This is a genomic window from Solibacillus sp. FSL K6-1554, assembly GCF_038005185.1.
In the GTDB taxonomy this organism is placed as follows: Bacteria; Bacillota; Bacilli; order Bacillales_A; family Planococcaceae; genus Solibacillus; species Solibacillus silvestris.
Window position 1 is genome coordinate 1,690,645 of sequence record NZ_JBBOSS010000001.1, and the last position, 22,008, is coordinate 1,712,652.

The window sequence follows — 22,008 nt, forward strand, 5'->3', positions numbered from 1 at the left end:
CCCTTAGCTGCTCATTCGTTGACGAACTTTTTCACTCGCTTCCAATGCCTGCCTGTAGCAATGACTTGCCTGTTTATAGGCGTGGAGCTGCTCATAAAACTGTCCCCATAATGGAGCATAGAACAGAATTAGCGAATAATACTGCTGTTCATCGAAATGGGTAAAAGCTTCATCCTCCAGTAATTTCAATCCGCGGATCGTATGTGCTGTATCAACCGCATACTGCAATAACCTCCGCTGATAAATATGATGAGGGACAGTAAACCGAATTTCTTCATAGCGATTAAAGAGTATTTCCAGCTGATCGAAATCCTTTTGTACAAAGCACGTACGCATCCAGTTGATCGCCGAATGCACGTCTTCGTCGTATTGATTCGCCAGTTCATAATGTTTGGACGCTTCCGGGAAATTTACCTGGCATTCAAAACAGTAGGCTATGTTGTTATGCAGTGAGCTCCATTGCACCGGTGTTTGGATGGACTGGACATTTGACAGTAATTCAAGTCCTGCTTCAAACTCCTGAATAGCTTCACGGAATCGGTGCAAATCATTAAAAATTACACCTTTCATTGAGTAAAGTTTCAACTGAAACAACGGTTTATACTGGTGGATAAAAAATTGTTGTGCCAGTTCAATATGTTCAAGCGCTTTGTGCAACTTGTAGCTTCGATGATTCGCAAAAGCGATATGATAATGGTAGTTAGCCAGCTCAAACGGGTGGGCATTCGATAAATATTGCGCAAATTGATTTTCCGCTTCTTTAAGGGATAACTGTTCAAATTCGTGAAAAGAAAGATGGCCGAACGCCCTAATCGCTACGAATAGCTGCGTGATCCGATCTTTTTTCCAGCTGACGAGCGGCTCGACTTCATTGAGTATTGTTCTTGCATCATCATCTTCTTTTATTGAGTACAGGAAACGTGCATATACAAGCTTTGCCATCAGCTGCTGTTCAAAAGGCTGCTCATCGTTTTGGATATCGGTCAATTGTTTAATTTCATCGGATGTTAGCTCGGCATTTAATAATAGTTTTTCGTATAGCTGCTCCAAAAAAGCGGTTTGGTTTTTCAATTGTTGTTCGAGCTGGTTGAAATCGATGCCTAAGTTTTCAAACAGCTGCGCATAAATCGAATGTTCTGCTATAACAAGTCCGTTCTCAATTCGGCTTAAATAGGAAGGGGTACAGATGCCGAATGCCACGTCATCTTGTTTCCGCTTCTTTTTTTGACGATAATATTTTAATAGCTTTCCCCAAGCATGTTCATTGTTTTCCATAAAAACACCTCATAGTTAGTTTACCAAAATACAAACCGGGAATATTGCGAATTTTCTTTAAAAAAAGCACAATTAACGCTGTGAAAATGGTAAACTTACACAAATCATTAAAGGATTAGATATTTTAATTGCATATTCTGAAATAGCTCTATATGATAAGAAAATAAAAAAGGGTTTATTGTTTTAAATGGGAGCTTAGATTGGAGAGATAGTAATGTTCTTTTACGAAGTAGATAATGAAATTCAATTAAAATTGATTACACAAAATGATGCAGAAGAAATCTTTGCTTTCATTGACCGTTCACGCGATTATTTACGCGAATGGCTTGGGTGGGTAGATAATACAAAAACTGTCGAAGATACACGCGATTTTGCCGCAATGAATTTATCAAAATTTGCAAAGCGTGAAGGTCTCGATACAGCGATTTTTTATAAAGGACAATTTGTCGGGAAAGTATCGATTAATACAATTAACTGGTCTCTGAAAAAATGTGAGATCGGCTATTTTTTAGATGAAGAATTCCAAGGTGAAGGGATTATGACACGCGCTGTAAAAGGCATCATTGATATCGCCTTCAATGAATATAAGCTTGGGAAAGTCGAAATTCATGCAGCCGTCAACAATACGAAAAGCCGTCATATTGCGGAGCGACTAGGCTTTATGCATGAAGGGACAATCCGTCAGGCAGAGTGGCTGTACAATCATTATGTCGATCATGCGGTGTATGGTTTGTTAAAAGACGAATGGGTAGGAGAATATAAATAACTGTTTTTGGCCTCATCAGAAGTAACTGATGAGGTTTTTTGTCGGAAAAATTATAAATAATGAAACTTTTTCCATACTCATCAAGTATAGTAATTAGAATCTATTACATGTGAAGTCATTAATGCCAATACATAAAACATTTAGGCACACGAAAAAGTGCTTGTAATAGAAGAAAAAGCAGAAAGCAGGTGTGGACAATTGTCACAGCCAATTGTGGAAATTAAAAATCTGAATAAAACGATTAAAGGCAAACACATTATTAAAGATTTGAATCTCGACTTTTATCCAGGTCAAATAACGGGCTTTTTAGGTCCGAACGGGGCGGGTAAAACGACGACGATCCGTATGATGACGGGGTTAATGTATCCTTCAAAAGGAGAAGTAATCATCGATGGGAAACAGCTGTCGACAAATTATGAAGAAGCGATCAGTAATATCGGTGTAATCGTTGAAAACCCGGAAATGTACAAATATATGTCAGGGTACAAAAACTTGCAGCACTTTGCCCGTATGCATAAAGGGGTAACAAAACAGCGTATTGATGAAGTCGTAGCACAAGTGGGTCTGCAAAATCGTATTCATGAAAAAGTAAAAACGTATTCGTTAGGGATGCGTCAACGTCTCGGACTGGCACAGGCGATGCTGCATCGTCCAAAGTTTCTGATTTTGGATGAGCCGACGAATGGTCTGGATCCGGCCGGTATCCGTGAATTCCGTATGTACTTACGCAAAATTGCGGAAGAGGATAATGTGGCAATCGTTGTATCGAGCCACCTTTTATCGGAAATCGAGTTAATGGTAGATCGTATTGCGATTATCCAAAATGGCGAGCTGATTGATATTCGCGAACTGCAACATGTTGCGGCAGCACAATATTATATTGAAGTCGGACAGCCGGACCAGCTTCAGGCAATGTTCGAAGAGCCGTTAACAAAAGAAAACGGCGGCTATGTAGTGAATCTGACAAAAGAAGAAGTGCCTGCGCTTGTTCGTAAATTCGTTGAATCCGGTATCGATCTTTATACGATCCAGCCGATTCAAAAACGTCTTGAAGATCAATTTATCGAGATGACAGGTGGAGGTGCTATCGATGCAATACGTTAAAAATGAATGGATCAAAATGTGGTCGCAAAAAAATGCTTGGATTATGTGCGGGCTTTTAATCGTGTTAATCGTATTTGTGGCTGGTATGAACAAATATTATGATGTGGATTCAAGTACTAAAGAGGCGCGCATAGCAGCAAACGAAGAAATGATGGCGTATCCGAAAGAAATGCTTGCTTCGGAAGATATAACGCCGGAAGATGAGCAATATTTCAAGGAAGAAATTGCGATGGCTGAATACCGTATCGCCAATGATTTGCCAGCAGCAAATGCCATGACATTTACGGAACATATGGACTTATCATTATCATTGACAATCATGGTGACGGGTATTTTTACAGTTGTGATTGCGGCAGGTATCGTATCTTCTGAGTTCGGTACTGGTACGATTAAAATGTTGCTGACGCGACCTGTATCAAGATGGAAAATTTTATTTTCGAAACTTGTTGCGTCCATTCTTTATGGTATTGTACTCTTTGCCGCTGGAATCGTTGTCGCATTAATTATCGGGATAGCTTTATTCGGTACAGATAGTTCGATAGCATTATCGATTGTTGATGGGCAAATCGTGCAGGAGACGGTGAAAAATACCTTTATTGAAACGACGCTTTATTCACTCGGTTCTACAATTATGACAATTATATTTGCGTTCATGATCGGTACAATTTTTGGTTCAAGTACGTTAGCGGTAAGTTTATCGCTGTTCATTTTACTAATGGGTTCAACGGCGACAATGTTTATCGCCCAATATGATTTCGCGAAATACATTTGGTTTGCCAATGATTTATCATATTATGCACCGGGAAGTATGCCAATGATTGAAGGATTAACGTTTACATTCTCGTTAGTTGTCAATATTGTATATGCCGTTATTTTCTTGGCAATTACGTTCGGTTACTTTATGAAGCGTGATGTGACGGCATAGAGCAGAAAAAAATTTTTTAACAATACAATATAGCGAAAAAATATAATTTAAAAAATTCCCCATTCCTTTATCAATTTAGATTTAGGAAATGGGGAATTTTTGTTTTTTCCATTTTACGGAAATGGTAGTTTGAAATATTATAGTGAAATCATATATTAGAAAATTCTGAAAATTAATTGTAATTATTGGAAAATACCTCTATAATCAATTTTACAAAGTTAACTGGTACGGACGTTATGATGTGCGGACCATTGGAGGTGGATATGTTGAACTTTGAAAATCATATTCCGTTACATATTCAGCTGAAGGATTTATTGAAAACTGAAATTGTCGAAGGGAAGTATGTAGAGAAAATTCCGAGCGAACGTGAATTGATGGAGCGTTTTACTGTTAGTCGATCCACCGTGAGAGAGGCGGTAAAGCATTTAGTCCATGAAGGCGTTTTGAAAAAAATCCACGGAAAAGGAACATTTATCACAAAAAATAAGACAGTGCATGACTGGCTTAATTCTTTGAACAGTTTTACAGAGACGGTCAGGCAAATGGGGATGAAGCCTGGGGCGAGACTACTGTATGCAAAAAATATTGATAACTTTCCAGAAGCAAATGCGATATTAGGGCAATCCATATTATTTGCTATATCCAGAGTACGAACTGCTGATGATCAGCCTATTTCAATTGAACGCCATTTTTACCATACTCATCTAGGGAAACAAATAGCCGCACACAATCTGAATGAAGCGACAATCTATGACATTATCGAAAAAGAATTGAAGATTACGATGGTGGAAGCTGAACAGACGATCCGCTGTAGTCCTATTAGTGAGGAAGATGCCAAATTGCTTGATTTGAAGCCTTATACAAATGTTTTAAATATTGAACGGGTCATATTGGGCGTGCAGGGTGAAGTGATTGAATATTACAGTAGCCTGTTCCATCCAGAACTGTATATGTTGAAACTGAAAACAAAAAGGACGGCTGGAGGTGCGAGCTCATGATTTATGAACTGTTCCTACCAAAAAAAATCGTGGCAGGTATCGATTCATTTCAACGATTATCAGCGGAAATCAAACAACTAAAGATACAGCGACCATTCATCCTATACAGCAGGAGTGCATTAACGAATCAATTGGAAAATTTAAAGCAGGAAGTCTGTGATGCACACTTTTATGAAATTTTAAAAGGGGAGCCAACAACAGATGAACTTGACCGGGCTCTAGCTGAGCTTCATATAAACAGCTGTGACGGTGTTATAGCAATCGGCGGCGGGAGTGTCATTGACTTAGCGAAAGCGGTCGCTGTTTTTGCGGTAAATCCGAACTTGAGTTTAAGCGATGTTCCGAACATCCCTGAATTGAACAGAATGCCGTTTATTGCCATTCCTACTACTGCCGGAACAGGTTCTGAAGCTACAAAAGTAACGGTGATTACAGACGAGAAACTTCATAAAAAGCTTAATCCTGCACACCCGAGCTTCATTCCGGATGTCGTCATTTTAGACGCAACGCTTACGGTAAATGTGCCGCCATCCATTACGAGTTTTACGGCACTGGATGCGTTAACTCATGCAATTGAAGCATTCGTTTCAACGAAAGCTAATACGATGAGTGATTACTTTGCTAAAGAAGCGATTTCCTGTATTTCAAAAAATATTGAGACCGTTTATGAACAGCCGCACAATATTGAGGCGAGACAGCAATTATTAATGGGAAGCTTTTACGCAGGAATAGCGTTTTCCAACTCTTCGACAAATTTGGCACATGCAACAGGGCGTGCACTAGGCGTAAAATTCCATATGCCTCATGGTCAGTGTGTCGCGCTGATGCATCCGTTTGTGATCCAATATTCGCTGGAAAGTGCGTATAAACGATACGAGGAAATTGCAAAAATCATCGGGATAACCGGGGCCCAATTTTTAAGTGACTATTTGGACGAACTGAACAGGAAACAGCACGTTTGGAAGAGTGCACAAGCGATTGAACCATTACTGACGGATGAAGTGATCGAGCAACTTGCGGATCAAGCATTAGCCGGCAATGGTATTTTAACGAACAGGCAAGTGCCGAAAAATGGGGATATTGAAATAATTTTTAAGCAATTAAGAAAGCGTTTACAAATTGAAGGGGGAATTGTGCAATGGCAACAATGTCAGGTGGAGAAGTAGTAGCAAAAATGTTGGCAAAAGAAGGTGTAGAAAACATCTTTGGGATTATTGACGGAACGTATTTCGGATTTTATTCGAATTTGCAAAAGCATGGAATTGAGCTCATCTCACCACGCCATGAAACGAGTGCCGCACATATGGCAGGCGCGTATGCTAGAGTGACAAATCGTTTAGGGGTATGTATGGCTAGTAATGGACCGGGTGTAGCCAATATTCTGCCAGGTTTGGTAGTGGAAGAAGCGGAAGGCAATCGGGTGTTGTGCATTACGAGTGCAAGACGGACAGGCATTATGTATCCTGACCGCGGCGGAACATATCAGTGCTTCGATCAGACCGCAACCATTAAACAGTTTGCCAAATGGAGTGAGGCAGTACCTTCCTTTGACCGCATTCCCGAAATGCTGCGAATGGCATTGCGCAAATGCTATGAGGGGCGTCCGGGTGTCGTTCATTTGGATATTCCGGAAAATATTATGAATACGAAAGTAAATTGTGAACTGAATTTTTGGGAGCCTTCGCAATACCGGATGCTGGAGCTGCCGAAAGCATCGAACTATCAGATTGAACGTACAGCCCAACTATTGAAGTCAGCAACCTTTCCAATTATTCATGCAGGCAGCGGTGTCATCCATGCAGGAGCAAAAAAGGAGTTGACCGAAGTTGCGGAAAAACTGCAGGCAATGGTTACTACAAGCTGGGCAGGACGCGGTGCCATGAGTGAGGATAACGTCCTTATGATGCCAATGGTGCATATTGAAGCAAATAACAATGTACGAAACGATGCGGATGTCGTATTAATATTAGGTTCTCGCCTCGGTGAAACCGACTGGTGGGGGAAAGCACCTTACTGGAATGCACATCAAACAGTCATTCAAGTGGATTTGGAACCTTCCATTCTAGGAGCTAACAAACCTGCCGAACTATTGATTCAGGCAGACATTAAAGCATTTCTACAAGAGCTGCTGGTCGTCTTAAATCAAGATTCGGAAACAGTGATTGATACAAATCGAAAACAATTGATTGAAAAACATATTGAGTCGAAAAAACAGCATCGTAAAAAATTGAATGAGCATACTGCGGATAAAAATTCACCTTTAAATCCAGCACAAATCCCGCATATGGCGAATCAGATATTCCCTAAAAATACACCCCTTGTAATTGACGGGGGGAATACAGCCATTTGGTCGAACTTTTATTATGAAGTGAACGATGAAATGCCGCTTTTATCGACATTTAAATTCGGAATGCTTGGAGCTGGCGTTGGTCAGGCACTTGGAGCCGCAGTTGCCAAGCCGGAGCAGCCTGTATTATGCATTATTGGGGACGGGGCAATGGGCTTCCATCCACAGGAAATCGAAACAGCCGTACGCAACAATCTGCATGTTGTCTACATCGTGCTATGTGATAAACAATGGGGCATGGTGAAAATGAATCAGCATTTTGCGCTAAGACCGTTAAAAACGATGTGGAAAAAAACATTGGATCCACATGAAAGCATCAATGCTGATTTAGGTGAAATCCGATTTGACCTCGTAGCAAAAGCGATGGGTGCACATGGTGAATATGTAGAAACCATTGATCAGCTGGAGCAGGCTCTTCTAACATCTATTTCAGTAGGGAAATGTACAGTTATTCATACTGAGGTGGATCCAGTAAAGCATATGTGGGCGCCTGGTTTACGTTATTTTAAAGATATGCATGCCGAACCGAAAGGAAAATAATGTATGGGAATCGACACTATTCAAATCAACTTTAATGAAACGGCCCTGTTAATAATGAACATCGTTATAGGATTTATTATGTTTGGCGTTGCGCTCGATCTGCAAGTTTCAGATTTTAAGAGATCATTAAAGACTCCCAAACCGGCGTTAATCGGACTTGCTTGTCAATTCTTCCTGTTGCCGGCGATTACATTTGTACTTGTGAGCATTATTCAGCCGATTCCAAGTATTGCATTAGGGCTGTTTTTAGTCGCCGCTTGTCCTGGGGGGAATTTATCGAATTTTTTAACACATTATGCAAAAGGCAATACACCACTGTCAATTAGCATGTCAGCCATTTCCACAGTTTTGGCGATTGTCATGACACCGCTGAACACGATGTTTTGGGCATCCCTATATGGCCCGACAAAAGAAATCATAACATCATTCAGTATTAGCGTTGTCGATATGTTTACAACCATCTTCTTTATGCTGGGGCTGCCGCTTATTATAGGCATGTATATTCGAAAAGTATATCCTAAATTTGCCGCGCGTTTTAATCAGATTATGATGAAGCTTTCGATTGTCATATTTATCTTGTTTGTTGTCATAATGGTAGCAAATAATTTCGATGCATTTATTACGAATGTAGGAGCTGTTATTTGGGTCGTAATACTGCAAAATTTATTGGCAATTTGTATCGGTTATTTCTCTTCCCGCGCATTAAAAGTTAATGAACGCGACAGACGAGCGATCGCAATCGAGGTCGGTATTCAAAATTCGGGGCTTGGGCTAGTGTTAATCTTCAATTTTTTTGGAGGTCTTGGAGGCATGGCATTAGTTGCGGCATTCTGGGGTATCTGGCATATTATTTCTGGTTTAGCAATCGCTACTTTTTGGTCAAGGCGCGCTCCGGAAGCAATTGTCACAGTTCAACAGGAGGTACAGGCATGAACGTTTTAATAACAGGGGCGGGCGGTTATTTAGGCCAGCAGCTAGTTTTGCATTTATTGCACAATACAAATCACACAGTTATAGCAGCAGATATTCGGAATAAGTCACCTTTTGAAGCGCATCCCAATCTACAATATATCGAATTGGATGTTCGCTCAAATGAAGCACGGCAATATTTCGAACAATATAACATCGATGTCGTCGTACATTTAGCTTCAATTGTCACACCCGGAAAGAAAAGCAACCGTGAATTCGAATATTCCGTCGATGTGCTGGGCACAAAGAATATACTGGAAGCATGTGTACAGACGGATGTAAAACGGATTGTCGTTTCATCGAGTGGCGCGGCTTACGGGTATTATGCCAATAACGCTGAGTGGATCGAAGAAACGGATCCAATCCGGGGTAATGAAGCATTTGCCTATTCGTATCATAAGAGATTAGTGGAAGAGATGCTCGACCAGTACAGAACGCAATACCCGCAGCTCGAGCAAACGATTTTTAGAATTGGTACGATTTTAGGGGAGAATGTGCGCAACCAAATTACCAATTTATTTGAACAAAATATAGTACTCGGTGTGGCCAATTCTAAAAGCCCATTTGTCTTTATATGGGATCAGGACGTCATCGCCTGTTTTGCCAAAGCGATTGACAGTGATATTACGGGTATCTTTAATTTGGCGGGAGATGGTGCTGTCACAATAGATGAGCTTGGTATTTTGCTGAATAAAAAAGTAGTGAAAATACCCGCGACGGTGATAAAGGGGAGTTTGTTTATTTTAAAAAGGCTGAAGTTAAGCCAGTATGGAGAGGAACAGGTGGATTTCCTCCGCTACCGTCCTGTGCTGGATAACAAACGATTAAAAGAAGTATTTCAATTTACCCCTAAAAAATCATCGCTCGAAGTATTTAAATATTATTGGCAACATCGATTAAAGGAGCTGTAAAAAATTCACTTATAACGTTTTAAATATCAAAAGATGTTTTGCGGGAACTTTGCAAAACATTTTTTTTTGCGGTTTTTATGGAAAATAAACAAATATTTTCATAAGGATATAGCAAATTTCATTTCTGCCTTTATACTAAAGATTAAGTCATTTGATTTTAGGGGATGAATTGGTGTTAAACGATAAATATAAAATTATGATGTGTGATCGAATTACTGAAACAATTCAAAATTGGGAACAGCAAAATACTGTTGAGGAACAGGAAATCTATACATTTCTTCATAATTTAAAAGGGACTGCTGGCTCAATTGGGATGGAAGGGTTATCCGAAATTGCGGCAACAAAGCTTGAACAATTAGAAGAAAAAAGCAGCAAACGTTGGGAAAAAGAAAACTGGAAAGCATTTCTATTTCAAATTGAAGAAACCGTAAGCTTTTTTGAAAAAAATGTGAAGCGCAGTCAGACTGAAGAAAATGATCTACCTTTTATAAAAAGGTCAAAACAAAATAACTTTATACTAGTAATTGACGATGATATTGTGTTTGCCTCGTATATTAAGAATATTTTAGAATCAAAAGGTTTTATGGTCATTGTTGCCCATAATGGGAAACGGGGTTTAGAGCTGATTTATGAGCTGAATCCGGCCCTCGTATTTTTAGATATCAAATTACCGGATATAAACGGCTTTTCCATACTGGAGAATATTAATAAAATCAAGTCCAATCATATGTTTGTTACAATAATGAGCGTCGATGACAGTAAAGGGAACCGTGCAAAGGCATATGATCTGGGTGCGCTTGATTTTATAAAGAAACCACTGGATGCCGATATTTTAATTTCATATGTAAGAAACCGTCTAGTTTTTAAGCAGGCGCTTGAACTTTCGATTATGACAGACGAACTGACACAACTTTATAACCGGAAATATATGAATACCCAGTTGGAATTTCTAATGGAGCAATTTGAAAAAAGAGGTGAACAATTTTCGATTGCGATTGCTGACATCGATTTCTTTAAGAATATAAATGATACATATGGCCACATCGTTGGTGATGAAGTATTAAGAGGCTTTTCGAACTTAATCATGTCGGCAAAACGGGAGGAAGATATTCTTTTCCGATTTGGTGGAGAAGAATTTGTTCTTGTTATGCCAAATACGTCAAAAAATACAGCTTTCAGTATTATGGAACGCTTGCGTACGATTGTTGGGAAACAGCCATTTAAAGGGAATGAACAATCGTTTAATATTACGTTTTCTTCAGGAATTGCGGAAATTAATCATCAAAATAAACACCCGAAGGCATTAGTTGAACAGGCTGATCAGGCATTGTATAAAGCAAAGACATCCGGAAGAAATCAAACGGTTCTATTTACAAAAGAAGAGCAAATCAGCAAGAAGCAGAAATTGAAGCTTATTGTTATTGATGATGTAGCGATAATTCGAAACTTAGTAACGAACTATTTTAATAAACTGCAAGTACCGGAAGAATTTACGATGGAAGTTGCTGCCTTTGAAAATGGCGTGAAGTTTTTGGAGTCGAATTGGTATGAGAAGAATACAAAATATATTATTTTACTAGATGGCATGATGCCGCAAATGGATGGGATGAATGTATTGAAAAAAATCCGCGAAGAGTATTCTTCAAACGACGTCATCGTTTCGATGCTGACAGGCCGCAATGACGAGGAATATGTATTGGAAGCACTTGCAAACGGGGCGGATGATTTCATCGTAAAGCCATTTAATATCGCGGATGTAACAAACCGAATGCTTCAATTAGCCAACCAATTATTTTTAAAAGCTCGGTAAAAGAAAGGAATTCAACGATGAATAAAATTTTAGTAGTAGATGATGAAGAAATTTTAAGAATGCTTATTTGCGATACATTGGAAAGTTTTGATTTTACGATTGAGGAAGCTGAAAATGGCTTAGAAGCTTTGGAAAAAATGAAGGAAAATAACTATGATCTTATTATCCTGGATTATATGATGCCTCACTTTACCGGATTGGAAGTAATAGAAAAGCTTTCAGATGAGTATAAGGCGAATACAACGATCGTTATGCTGACAGCAAAATCACAGGAATCCGACCGCCAGCTCGCATTGGATAAAGGCGCACAATATTTCATATCCAAGCCATTCAGCCCGATAAAGCTGATTTCATTTGTAGAGGAGCTCATAAATGCCAAGACTGATTCCGACATTTAAGAAAAACATACGTAATCAATTTGTCCGTATGCTTTGGTCCATCATAATTTTATTTACCATTATTGTAGGGGCATTTTTCATTTATACGAACGTTACAAATGAGCGGCTAATCAGCGAGCGGGAAGCGATTAGCGAGAAAGAGCAGCTCGTTCAGAAAATGAATGAAAGCTTCAATGATATATTTTTCCGTGCAAGAGGCTATTATGCATTTAAAGACAAAAATGAACTGAACATTTTATATGATCAAATGTCTGTATTTGAGATGGAGCTGCAAAAATTTGGTGAAATGCCCCTATCTAGCGAGGAAAACCTTCTTTATGAAGAGTTAAATCAATTTATTGTCACTTATCGGAATGAAATATTGCCGAAAGCTGTTTCCTATGTGGAAGCAGATAATTATGAAGCGCTGCGTGAATTATCAAATAGCGGTGCGAATGAATCAGTAAACAGTTTTATTGCATATACAAAAAGTTATACGACAGAAACGGATATGGTTGTAAACGATCATTTTAACCGGACGCTTGATCAAATTAAGTTTTTGACCGTTCTTTGTATTTTTCTGTTTATTATCGTATTTATAATCATTGGAATTATTTTGAAACGGGTTATCCAAAATCTGATTTCTCCAATCGAAAAATTGACGACCGCAACGGATGCTTTTGCAACTGGGGACTATGTTGACATTACGCCATTAAAAAATAAAGAAGATGAGCTTGGGGTATTGGCTACTTCCTTCTATAATATGACCCGTTCGATTCAAGAGAAGGAAGAAGTGCTGACAACGCAAAATGAAGAGTTGATGGCACAGCAGGATGAACTTCAAGGCAATCAGGAACAATTACAGCAATCCTTAAGCCATTTACAGCAGTATAATGAACTGAATCATGTACTGACTTTTTCGTTGGATAAAGAGAAGTTGATAGAGGATCTACACAACTATTTACGTAGTATTTATGAATTCGATTCGAGCTTGATGTATTTAATCGACAGCGGTGAATTTGTATCAAAAGGATTGGCGAAAGAAACTACGGAACGCTTAATTAAACATTTGGAAATTGACAAGATTGCACGACTCGAGGAAGAAAAGACATTCGTAATTTGTCGTGAGGTAAAATCGGCAAGCAATATCGCCAATACAACGTATAATGACTATGACTTGTACACTTGTATTCTGAATTCCGAGAAGAAACTTGTCGCTATTTTAATGGCTACAAGAGAAGGGCGGAGTTTCTCGAGCAAGGAGTTAACCGACATCAATGGGCATATGAACCAAGCTTCCATTGCGTTCGAACGAATATTCATGTATGAAGAAGTGGAACGTTCAAGAAAACTGAATCAGACCATCATCGATACTACCAATGAAGGAATTCAGTTTGTATCAAAATATGGGGAAGTACTGCTGCTTAATAAAGCATTATTTAATATAATTCGATATCCTTTTGAAGAAATCGATGATAAAGTACCACAACAACTATGGCTGAAGCATTTCCAGAAAATTGCTGAAGAGTCGGATGAGCTCGTTTACTTCCTGAAAATAGCGATTATTGAGGAGTTTACAAATACGAGAACGATGCGCTATTCCATTCAACAAGATGGTCGCAGTCCGGTTTTTGTGGAAGTTTATGCAACAAGTGTATTTGAAGGTGATGAAAAAGTAGGAACGATGTTTGTTCATCGCGATATTACGAGCGAATATGAAGTGGATATGATGAAGTCTGAGCTTGTAAGTACGGTAAGCCATGAATTACGTACGCCGCTCTCAAGTGTGTTAGGATTTACAGAACTGCTTTTGGCAAAAGAAATAAAGCCGGAACGTCAGAAAAAATATATCGAAACGATTCATAAAGAAGCAAAGCGACTAACAAACTTAATTAATGATTTTTTAGATATTCAACGAATCGAATCTGGTCAACAAGTGTATTCAATGAATAAGATCTCATTAACTGCCTTAATCGAGGATGTGCTGAAAAACTTCCAGATTGATCCGCAGCATAATATCCGTTTTGTAGATGAATCGACAAATGCAATTGTTAGTGCAGATGAAGAGCGTATCATCCAGCTCTTGTTCAATTTAATCGGCAATGCGATAAAATTCTCCCCTAATGGCGGCGAAATAATAATACGCATGCAAAATATAAATGAGACGGTGCAAGTTTCCATTCAAGATCGCGGAATTGGAATTCCTGAAAGTGCAATTCCATCATTATTCCAAAAGTTTAAGCGCGTGGACAACAGTTCTCGACGCAAAATCGGAGGAACCGGTTTAGGACTTGCGTTAAGTAAAGAAATTATATCCAAGCATAAAGGGGACATTTGGCTTGAATCGGAGGAAGGGATAGGGACGACTATTTTCTTCACATTGCCATTGTATGACCAAGAAATAGTAGAAAACCGAAATGAGCTTTCTGAAGAAAAAACGATATCAAATCGTACGGTAATGATTGTTGAAGATGATTTGAGTTTAGCGTTATTACTTTCGGAAGAGCTGAAAAGCAAAGGTTTTACCATCATTTATCATGATGACCTGAAACGTGCCTATGATGATGCCATCCAAATTCCATTAGTAGGTATTGTCATCGATTTAATTATGGGAGAAAATATGGATGGATGGGATTTGGTCGAAGCTTTAAGAAATCATAAAAATACAAAGGAAATTCCAATTATTATTTCCTCAGCATTGGACAAATCAAGCGTCAACATGGATAAATACAATGTTGAAGAGTATTTTACAAAGCCCTATCCACCAGAAGAACTTTCAACACTTTTATTAAAATTTGTGAAAGATCAATAAAGGATCTGCTAGGTAAAGGAGGTGGGGGAAATGGCAGCGAGAATCATATTTCATTTGGATATGAACAGTTTTTATGCATCTGTTGAACAGTCGCATAATCCGAGTCTGAAAGGGAAACCGATTGCCGTAGCGGGGAATGTAAAGGAACGGCGCGGCATTATTGTGACAAGCTCTTATGAGGCCCGTGCAAAAGGGATTTATACAACGATGAATGTCGGGGAAGCAAAGCGCAAATGTCCGGAACTCCTGTTATTACCTCCCGATTTTCCAAAATACCGGGCAGCAAGTGCAGCGATTTTTTCAATATTACGAAGCTATACCGATTTAGTGGAGCCTGTATCGATTGATGAAGGCTATTTGGATGTAACGGAACGCTCCAAATCACAGCATCCGCTCCAGTTGGCCGAAGAGATTCAGGAGCGCATTTTACATGAGCTCGATCTACCATGCTCCATTGGTATTGCCCCTAACAAGTTCCTAGCAAAAACGGCATCGAACATGAAAAAGCCGCTCGGAATCACTATCCTCAGAATTCGCGAGCTACCGGAGCTTTTGTGGCCGCAGGAAGTTGTGACAATGCATGGTGTAGGGGAAAAAACAGCGAAGAAGCTGAATGGACTCCAAATTTTTACGATTGGTGATTTGGCACAAGCGGATGAACGGCTGTTAATCCGGAATTTAGGAAAAAACGGGGCTCGCCTGATTAAACGTGCAAACGGCATTGATTCGCGTCCGGTTGATCCCAATGCGATATTTGATACGAAAAGCGTCGGGAATTCGACGACGCTTCCAAGGGATGAGACGGAATATTATATTTTGAAAGAAACGTTCGAAAAGCTGAGCAGAAGTGTCGCTGAACGTCTGAAAGTGAAGTATTTGGCCGGGACAACGGTGACCATTCAAATCCGCAATTTTGACTGGCAAAATGCTTCACGCAGTAAAACATTGCGTAATGCAGTCAGTCAGGCCGATGAAATATTTGAAATCGCCTGGAAGCTGTTTACCGAAAACTGGGATGAGACACCTGTCCGACTTATCGGCATTACCGTTTCTAATGTTGTCGATCAATCCGAATTGACCCAGCAGCTCAGTCTGTTTAATTTTGAACAGCATATTAAAGACGAACCTATTTTGGAACTGGTCGATAATATTGAGAAGAAATTCGGAAAAGGGGCCATTAAACGTGGTGTCCGGGTGAAATCAAAAAGTTACGCATCGAAAACAAGCTTCAGCAAGGATTTTCTGGAAGATCATACGAATTAAACGCAAGCTGTATTAAAGATAAACTTTAATACAGCTTGCAATGTTTATGGAAACATAGTGCGGTTGGCAGACCTTTCAGAGCGTCATTAGACGTGGGCCAGTAACCCAGCGTTTTACGCGCAGAGAAAGGGGCTGGGACAGAAGTAGAAATTTCATAAGCTAAGGTGAAAAACCTTATTAAGAAACGGATATTTTATAAAATTGATTGGAATGGAGGGCGACTCCTGCGGGAATAGCGTGACGCCTGAGACTACAGGCTCAGGCCACGCCCGCGGAAAGCGTCCCGAAATGGAAATCAATTTTTACGCTCAGCAAAAAAATGCCATTTTTCTCTAAGAGAAAAATGGCATTTTTGGGTTATGTCCCACCCTCTTTTATTAAATTCTCACAAACGCATACATAGTATTGTGAGAATAATTTTCATTTAGTTAGGTAACTACGAAAGACCCATGTTATAATAGGATTGATATTATGCTTCAGGAGGACACTATGCGTATTCATCCGATCCGATTTTTACGAATAATGGGCTTACTCGATGGGATTTCGCTCATTACATTACTACTTATTTCCATGCCGCTTAAGTATTTCGCGGATTTACCGCAATTTGTGACGGTAAACGGCAGTGTACACGGCGGTATTTTTATAGCTTATTTTCTCGCAATCGTCATTGTGCAACTGCGCATTCAATGGCATATCGGCTGGTCATTTTTAAGTGTGTTAGTCGCATTTATCCCATTCGGCAATTTTCTGTTCGACTATCAACTGAAAAAAATACAACCGACTTTACATACAAAGCCGTTTCCGAAACAATGGCTCGTTTATGCCGTCATTTTCTTTTCCTTTTTCGATCTGTTCGTCCAGTTGCCGATAATGAGCACTTATGCATTGTCGGTTGGCGCGACAACGTTTGTTGCGGGGATTGTTGTCGGTCTTTATTCATTTATGAATACGTTCGGCAATATTTTTTCTGGTATTTTTACTGATAAAATTGGGCCATTTCACATTTTAGTATTTGGCCTGTTTACGTCTGCAATTTCGTTATTATGCTACCAGCTTGTTGATAATGCGACGGTCCTTTTAATCGTTCGCTGTATTCATGGGTTCAGTAGCGGGTTTATCACTCCGGCTGCCTTTACATTACTTGCGAATATGCGTGCATCCAACGAACAGGGGAGTGGAAGCGCGGTTACAGGCTCGTTTGTCGGCATTGCGGCGATTGTCGGTCCGGCTTCAAGCGGAATTTTAGCAAGCAAAATTTCCGTGCCGAATGTGCTTGGAATTGTTGCGCTGTTCGGCATTTTCTTATTGATAGGCTTGTTCCTGTTTTTACGCAAATCACCGTTACCGAAACGCGATAAGAAACAGGTCACCGAAAAGTTCAATTGGAACAGCGGTATTTTAAAAGCGTATGGCGGCGCATTTTTCCTTATGTTTTCTCAAGGTGTTCTTGCGTATTTGCTACCGATTTACGTGCAGGATTTAGGGTATGACTCACGTGTATCCGGTACATTACTAAGTGTATTCGGAATTGTCGCTGTCCTAATCTTTATATTACCGACGAACAAAATTTTCGACTATTTAAATCCGCAAGTGACATTGTTTGTCGGAGTACTATTACTCGGACTTGCTCAGATCGGCATTGGCCTGGCAACAGAAATGTCCTGGCTGTATGCAATACTCGCAATTTACGGGATCGGGTTTGCATTTTTATTCCCTTCTATCAATGCCCTGTTAATTGATGCAACGACTGAACAAAATCGCGGCAAAGCATATGGTTATTTTTATGCGTTCTTCTCCATTGGGGTAGTCGCAGGGTCTTCACTATTAGGCGCACTTGATTTAGTAGGAACATCCGGCTTTGTCTTTACAGGGACATTATTATTTAGTTTCTGTATCGTTGTTCTTTTTTCATTTATGAAATCAGGTGCCGCATTTGTAAAAGTTCAGCATAAAGAAAAAATGCATCATTCATAAATACACAGTTTTTTCGTTTTGAAAGAAATTTCTTTCTAATGCGCTTTAAACGATAGTCATGTATACTGGACTAGGTGATTTTTTATGGGCGAATATGGAATCGAAAGGAATTATAATCATGGTACAATTACATTTAGAAGTTTTAGAACGATGCAGTAAAGAAACAGAAGATACAATTACAGCGGAGAGTAACGCATTTGCATCAACACCGATCCACTATTTAAAGGACAACCAAGGGGAATTTATTTATGTGGAATGTACTCAATTCAATGATATACGAATTGATGCGGTAGCACTTGAATTTGATGATGCATTTAATCTATATACGGCATTATTCGGCTTAAAACTGCAAAAGAAACATGGTGAAGTAATTCGTCAATATTTGAAAGACAATGTGAAATCTGCATTAGGAAGCAGCAGTGCAGCGTTCTCTGGTCAAGAAGGACTTTGGGAACTGAACATTGCGGTTGACTGCATTGAGGGCTTCCATGAGAAGATGACTCTTACAGAAGTTTGTGAAATGCTTTATCAATTTGTTGCGCAATTAATAACGACAGTCGAAAAATAAATGACGCAAAAATATTTATATAGTTTTACTTGGCAAAGAGATGAATATGATCTTTCACGTTTGGAAATGCGCACATTTTTTAACTTTCACGTGGAAGGAAATGTTCTAATTAGTCAAGAAAGAATAGAGCCGAGTCGTAGTCCGTATATGCGTTCACGTTTGGCCATTTTTTATGAAGCGAGTTCAATAGAACAGCTGATAGAAATGGCGGCACAGCTGGAGCTTGGACAAAAGACGTTTAAAATTCATTGTTTAAACAATAGTCATGATGGAATTCAGCCAAAACTGAACCGCTCGATGCGAAACGACTATATGATTCGTGTCAGCTCGGCAATCAATGCCGAACCGGATCTGGAAAAGCCGGACGTAGTATTGGGACTTGTCTGCCATGAGGAGCGCTTTTATTTAGGCAAGCTTACATACGGTGAAGCGGTTTGGTTGAAGCATATGCAGAAGCCTGAAATGTATTCAACAGCACTGAGTACAAGGGATGCGCGTGCGATCGTCAATATCGCGGTACCGTTTCCGGATGGACTAAAGGTGATTGATCCTTGCTGCGGTATCGGTACGGTGCTTGTGGAAGCGATGAGTATGGGCATTGCGATTGAAGGACGCGATATCAATAAACGTGTTGTTTGGGGGTCCCAAATTAATCTCCGCCACTTCGGATATGAACCGAATGTGGAAATCGGCCCAATTGAAGAGGCGAATGAAGGATATGACGTCGCAATTATTGATATGCCGTACAATTTATTTACGCATATTACGAGTGAATTGCAGCAAAGCATCATTACAAATGCCCGTCGGATTGCAAAGCGGGTCATTATTGTGACAATCGAATCGATGGACGATAAAATCCACGAAGCCGGTTTAACGATTATCGATCGAGCCGTATTGAAAAAAGGGAAATTCGAACGCCAAGTTTTAATATGTGAATAGAAGTAACGTTTCAATTCAGTGAATACCTGGATTGGAACGTTTTTTATTTGACACTGTATTTTATACATGGTATATTTATCTCGAATTAAAGATAAATGAATTCGTAATAAAAGGGAGGAGGTACTTTATGAGTAAATATGACAAGCAATTAAAAGCATTTACTGTTTTACATCGGGCTCAAACTTCTATCCAAGAAGCGACGAAAAAAGATATCCAACAGCATGATCTGAATTTAACGGAATTTGCCGTAATGGAATTGCTTTATCATAAAGGAGATCAGCCTATCCAAATCATCGGTAAAAAAGTATTGATCGCTAGCAGCAGCATTACGTATGTCGTCGATAAACTGGAGAAGAAAAATCTCGTTGCACGTGTTGCCTGTCCGACAGACCGCCGTGTTACATTTGTATCGTTAACGGATGAAGGAAAACAGATGATTGAATCGATTTTCCCTTCACATGAAGAGAAGATTGCATCGATTTTTGATGTGTTATCGGATGAAGAGCTGCAAAACTTAACAGACTATTTAAAGCGTGTGGGACACCATGCGAACAAATTATAAATTGATTACAAGCATCGGGTTCGGTGCATTTTTCTTAAACTAATATCTCGATATCGAGAAAATGGAGGCCATACAGATGAACCATATTAAAGGAATTCACCACGTAACAGCGATTACAAGCAGTGCAGAAAAAAACTATGAATTTTTCACATATGTATTAGGAATGCGTCTAGTGAAAAAAACAGTCAACCAGGATGATATTCAAACATACCACCTGTTTTTCGCGGATGATAAAGGGTCTGCAGGAACAGATATGACATTCTTTGATTTTCCGGGCATCCCGAAAGGACGTCACGGGACGGATGAAATTTACAAAACAGCTTTCCGTGTGCCAAATGATGCGGCACTGGATTATTGGGTAAAACGTTTTGACCGTCTGAAAGTACAGCATGAAGGCATCAAACCATTATTCGGCAAGCAAACATTATCATTTGTCGATTTTGATGACCAGCAATACATGCTCATCTCAGATGAAAACAATGAAGGCATCGCATCAGGTACGCCTTGGCAAAAAGGTCCGATTCCATTAGAGTTTGCGATTACAGGCTTAGGTCCGATTCATGTACGCGTTTCGAACTTTGATTATTTCAAAGAAGTTCTTGAGAAGGTATTAGTAATGCGTGAAACAGGTAAAGAAGATTCACTGCACTTATTTGAAGTAGGTGAAGGCGGTAACGGGGCATCGGTTATTGTCGAGCACAATACAGTATTACAGCCTGGCCGTCAAGGTTTCGGTACTGTTCACCATGCCGCGTTCCGAGTAGAAGATACAGCCGTATTACGTGAATGGATCGGCCGACTTGAAAGCTTCGGGTTCGGTACTTCAGGCTATGTGGACCGCTTCTTCTTTGAATCGCTCTATGCACGTGTAGCACCAGGCATTTTATTTGAATGGGCAACAGATGGACCAGGATTCATGGGCGATGAGCCATATGAAACAGTAGGGGAAATTCTTTCATTGCCGCCATTCCTGGAGAGCAAACGCGACTATATTGAAAGTGTTGTGCGTCCGATTGATACAGTACGCTCAACAAAAACAATCGAGAAGGAATACGAGTAATTCGACTATCAAAATGAGAATGGAGAATGTCCGATGAACTATATTTTTAATAAAGGTAAAGTAGACAAGCCGGTATTTTTACTGCTGCACGGGACAGGCGGAGATGAGAACAGTCTGCTTGCACTGGCAGAAATCATTGATCCGGAAGCATCGGTTTTAAGTGTACGAGGCAATATTCTGGAACATGGAATGCCCCGATTTTTCCGTCGACTAGCTGAAGGTGTGTTTGATATGGAAGACCTCGCTTTCCGTACGAAAGAACTGTATGAATTTATCGGCGAGAAAGCAGCAGAATACGGGTTTGACCGTCAAAACATCATTGCAATCGGTTACTCAAATGGTGCCAATATCGCAGCGAACCTGTTATTTGAATATGAAAATGCATTAAAAGGTGCAATTTTGCATCATCCAATGGTCCCGAATCATGAAGCAACGGTTGCGAAACAAGACGGCACACATGTATTTATCGCAGCAGGAGTGAATGACCCGATTTGCCCGCAGCAAGAAGCAATCGATCTGGAGCGTTATTTAACGGATGCAGGCGCGAACGTGACATTGGAATGGGAATCAAACGGTCACCAGCTTACGATGAATGAAGTACAAAAAGCGAAGGCTTGGTATGAGCGCACATTTTAATTAAAGATTGTTCATGCATAAAAGACCCTTTCCGGTTTCAGGAAAGGGTCTCTTGTACTTAAGTGATTTTCTTTTTACATTTTTTATTATCCGCAAAGACGGCAATTAAGGTTCCGGATATCACCGTCATCCATAAAATTAGGCTCATTTTTTCAACTCCAATCGTTTGTTT

The 22,008-nt window shown here is 39.8% G+C and carries 19 protein-coding genes; 18 read left to right on the forward strand and 1 reads right to left on the reverse strand.

From position 1 onward, the window contains the following. Positions 1-3: 3 nt before the first annotated feature. Complete coding sequence (locus MHB58_RS08185; protein WP_340735003.1) at positions 4-1,275, reverse strand: helix-turn-helix domain-containing protein; 1,272 nt, start codon at positions 1,273-1,275, stop codon at positions 4-6. 214 nt (positions 1,276-1,489) lie between these two features. Between MHB58_RS08185 and MHB58_RS08190 the strand changes: the two genes are divergently transcribed. The 18 genes from MHB58_RS08190 to MHB58_RS08275 all read left to right on the forward strand — a co-directional run bounded on the left by MHB58_RS08190 (position 1,490) and on the right by MHB58_RS08275 (position 21,836). Beyond that, positions 1,490-2,041, forward strand: coding sequence for a GNAT family N-acetyltransferase (locus tag MHB58_RS08190; protein ID WP_008407924.1), 552 nt, complete (start codon positions 1,490-1,492; stop codon positions 2,039-2,041). Positions 2,042-2,239: 198 nt separating this feature from the next. After that, a complete protein-coding gene (locus MHB58_RS08195) occupies positions 2,240-3,145 on the forward strand; it encodes an ABC transporter ATP-binding protein (protein ID WP_008407922.1) in 906 nt (301 codons plus the stop codon). Beyond that, positions 3,132-4,070: an ABC transporter permease gene (locus tag MHB58_RS08200; protein ID WP_014824082.1), complete on the forward strand. Its 939-nt coding sequence runs from the start codon at positions 3,132-3,134 to the stop codon at positions 4,068-4,070. The genes MHB58_RS08195 and MHB58_RS08200 overlap by 14 nt, the downstream gene beginning before the upstream one ends. Before the next feature lie 263 nt (positions 4,071-4,333). Then, a complete protein-coding gene (locus MHB58_RS08205; protein ID WP_041865763.1) occupies positions 4,334-5,068 on the forward strand; it encodes a GntR family transcriptional regulator in 735 nt (244 codons plus the stop codon). Further along, on the forward strand, positions 5,065-6,234 hold the full coding sequence (locus MHB58_RS08210; protein ID WP_340735004.1) for an iron-containing alcohol dehydrogenase: 1,170 nt from the start codon (positions 5,065-5,067) through the stop codon (positions 6,232-6,234). Before MHB58_RS08205 ends, MHB58_RS08210 begins: the two co-directional genes overlap by 4 nt. After that, positions 6,207-7,955 carry a thiamine pyrophosphate-binding protein gene (locus MHB58_RS08215; RefSeq protein WP_014824079.1) on the forward strand — a complete coding sequence of 583 codons (1,749 nt, stop codon included), beginning with the start codon at positions 6,207-6,209 and terminating at the stop codon, positions 7,953-7,955. The genes MHB58_RS08210 and MHB58_RS08215 overlap by 28 nt, the downstream gene beginning before the upstream one ends. Before the next feature lie 3 nt (positions 7,956-7,958). After that, positions 7,959-8,888, forward strand: a complete 930-nt coding sequence (locus MHB58_RS08220) for a bile acid:sodium symporter family protein (RefSeq protein WP_014824078.1) — start codon at positions 7,959-7,961, stop codon at positions 8,886-8,888. After that, the gene (locus MHB58_RS08225; protein WP_014824077.1) at positions 8,885-9,835 is read left to right on the forward strand and encodes an SDR family oxidoreductase; all 951 of its coding nucleotides are present in this window, start codon (positions 8,885-8,887) and stop codon (positions 9,833-9,835) included. The genes MHB58_RS08220 and MHB58_RS08225 overlap by 4 nt, the downstream gene beginning before the upstream one ends. A gap of 172 nt (positions 9,836-10,007) precedes the next feature. Further along, positions 10,008-11,645 carry a diguanylate cyclase gene (locus tag MHB58_RS08230; protein WP_340735005.1) on the forward strand — a complete coding sequence of 546 codons (1,638 nt, stop codon included), beginning with the start codon at positions 10,008-10,010 and terminating at the stop codon, positions 11,643-11,645. Between the two features lie 17 nt (positions 11,646-11,662). After that, positions 11,663-12,043: a response regulator transcription factor gene (locus tag MHB58_RS08235; RefSeq protein WP_340735006.1), complete on the forward strand. Its 381-nt coding sequence runs from the start codon at positions 11,663-11,665 to the stop codon at positions 12,041-12,043. Further along, complete coding sequence (locus MHB58_RS08240; protein ID WP_340735007.1) at positions 12,018-14,834, forward strand: ATP-binding protein; 2,817 nt, start codon at positions 12,018-12,020, stop codon at positions 14,832-14,834. Before MHB58_RS08235 ends, MHB58_RS08240 begins: the two co-directional genes overlap by 26 nt. A gap of 30 nt (positions 14,835-14,864) precedes the next feature. Then, complete coding sequence (locus tag MHB58_RS08245; RefSeq protein ID WP_008407906.1) at positions 14,865-16,097, forward strand: DNA polymerase IV; 1,233 nt, start codon at positions 14,865-14,867, stop codon at positions 16,095-16,097. 489 nt (positions 16,098-16,586) lie between these two features. After that, positions 16,587-18,071: an MFS transporter gene (locus MHB58_RS08250; protein WP_340735008.1), complete on the forward strand. Its 1,485-nt coding sequence runs from the start codon at positions 16,587-16,589 to the stop codon at positions 18,069-18,071. A gap of 118 nt (positions 18,072-18,189) precedes the next feature. After that, on the forward strand, positions 18,190-18,639 hold the full coding sequence (locus tag MHB58_RS08255) for a hypothetical protein (RefSeq protein ID WP_008407903.1): 450 nt from the start codon (positions 18,190-18,192) through the stop codon (positions 18,637-18,639). Beyond that, on the forward strand, positions 18,640-19,578 hold the full coding sequence (locus tag MHB58_RS08260) for a TRM11 family SAM-dependent methyltransferase (RefSeq protein ID WP_340735009.1): 939 nt from the start codon (positions 18,640-18,642) through the stop codon (positions 19,576-19,578). Positions 19,579-19,705: 127 nt separating this feature from the next. After that, the gene (locus MHB58_RS08265; protein WP_008407898.1) at positions 19,706-20,140 is read left to right on the forward strand and encodes a MarR family winged helix-turn-helix transcriptional regulator; all 435 of its coding nucleotides are present in this window, start codon (positions 19,706-19,708) and stop codon (positions 20,138-20,140) included. A gap of 76 nt (positions 20,141-20,216) precedes the next feature. After that, the gene (locus MHB58_RS08270; protein WP_008407897.1) at positions 20,217-21,200 is read left to right on the forward strand and encodes a ring-cleaving dioxygenase; all 984 of its coding nucleotides are present in this window, start codon (positions 20,217-20,219) and stop codon (positions 21,198-21,200) included. Between the two features lie 33 nt (positions 21,201-21,233). Then, the gene (locus MHB58_RS08275) at positions 21,234-21,836 is read left to right on the forward strand and encodes an alpha/beta hydrolase (RefSeq protein WP_340735010.1); all 603 of its coding nucleotides are present in this window, start codon (positions 21,234-21,236) and stop codon (positions 21,834-21,836) included. The last annotated feature ends 172 nt before the right edge of the window (positions 21,837-22,008 follow it).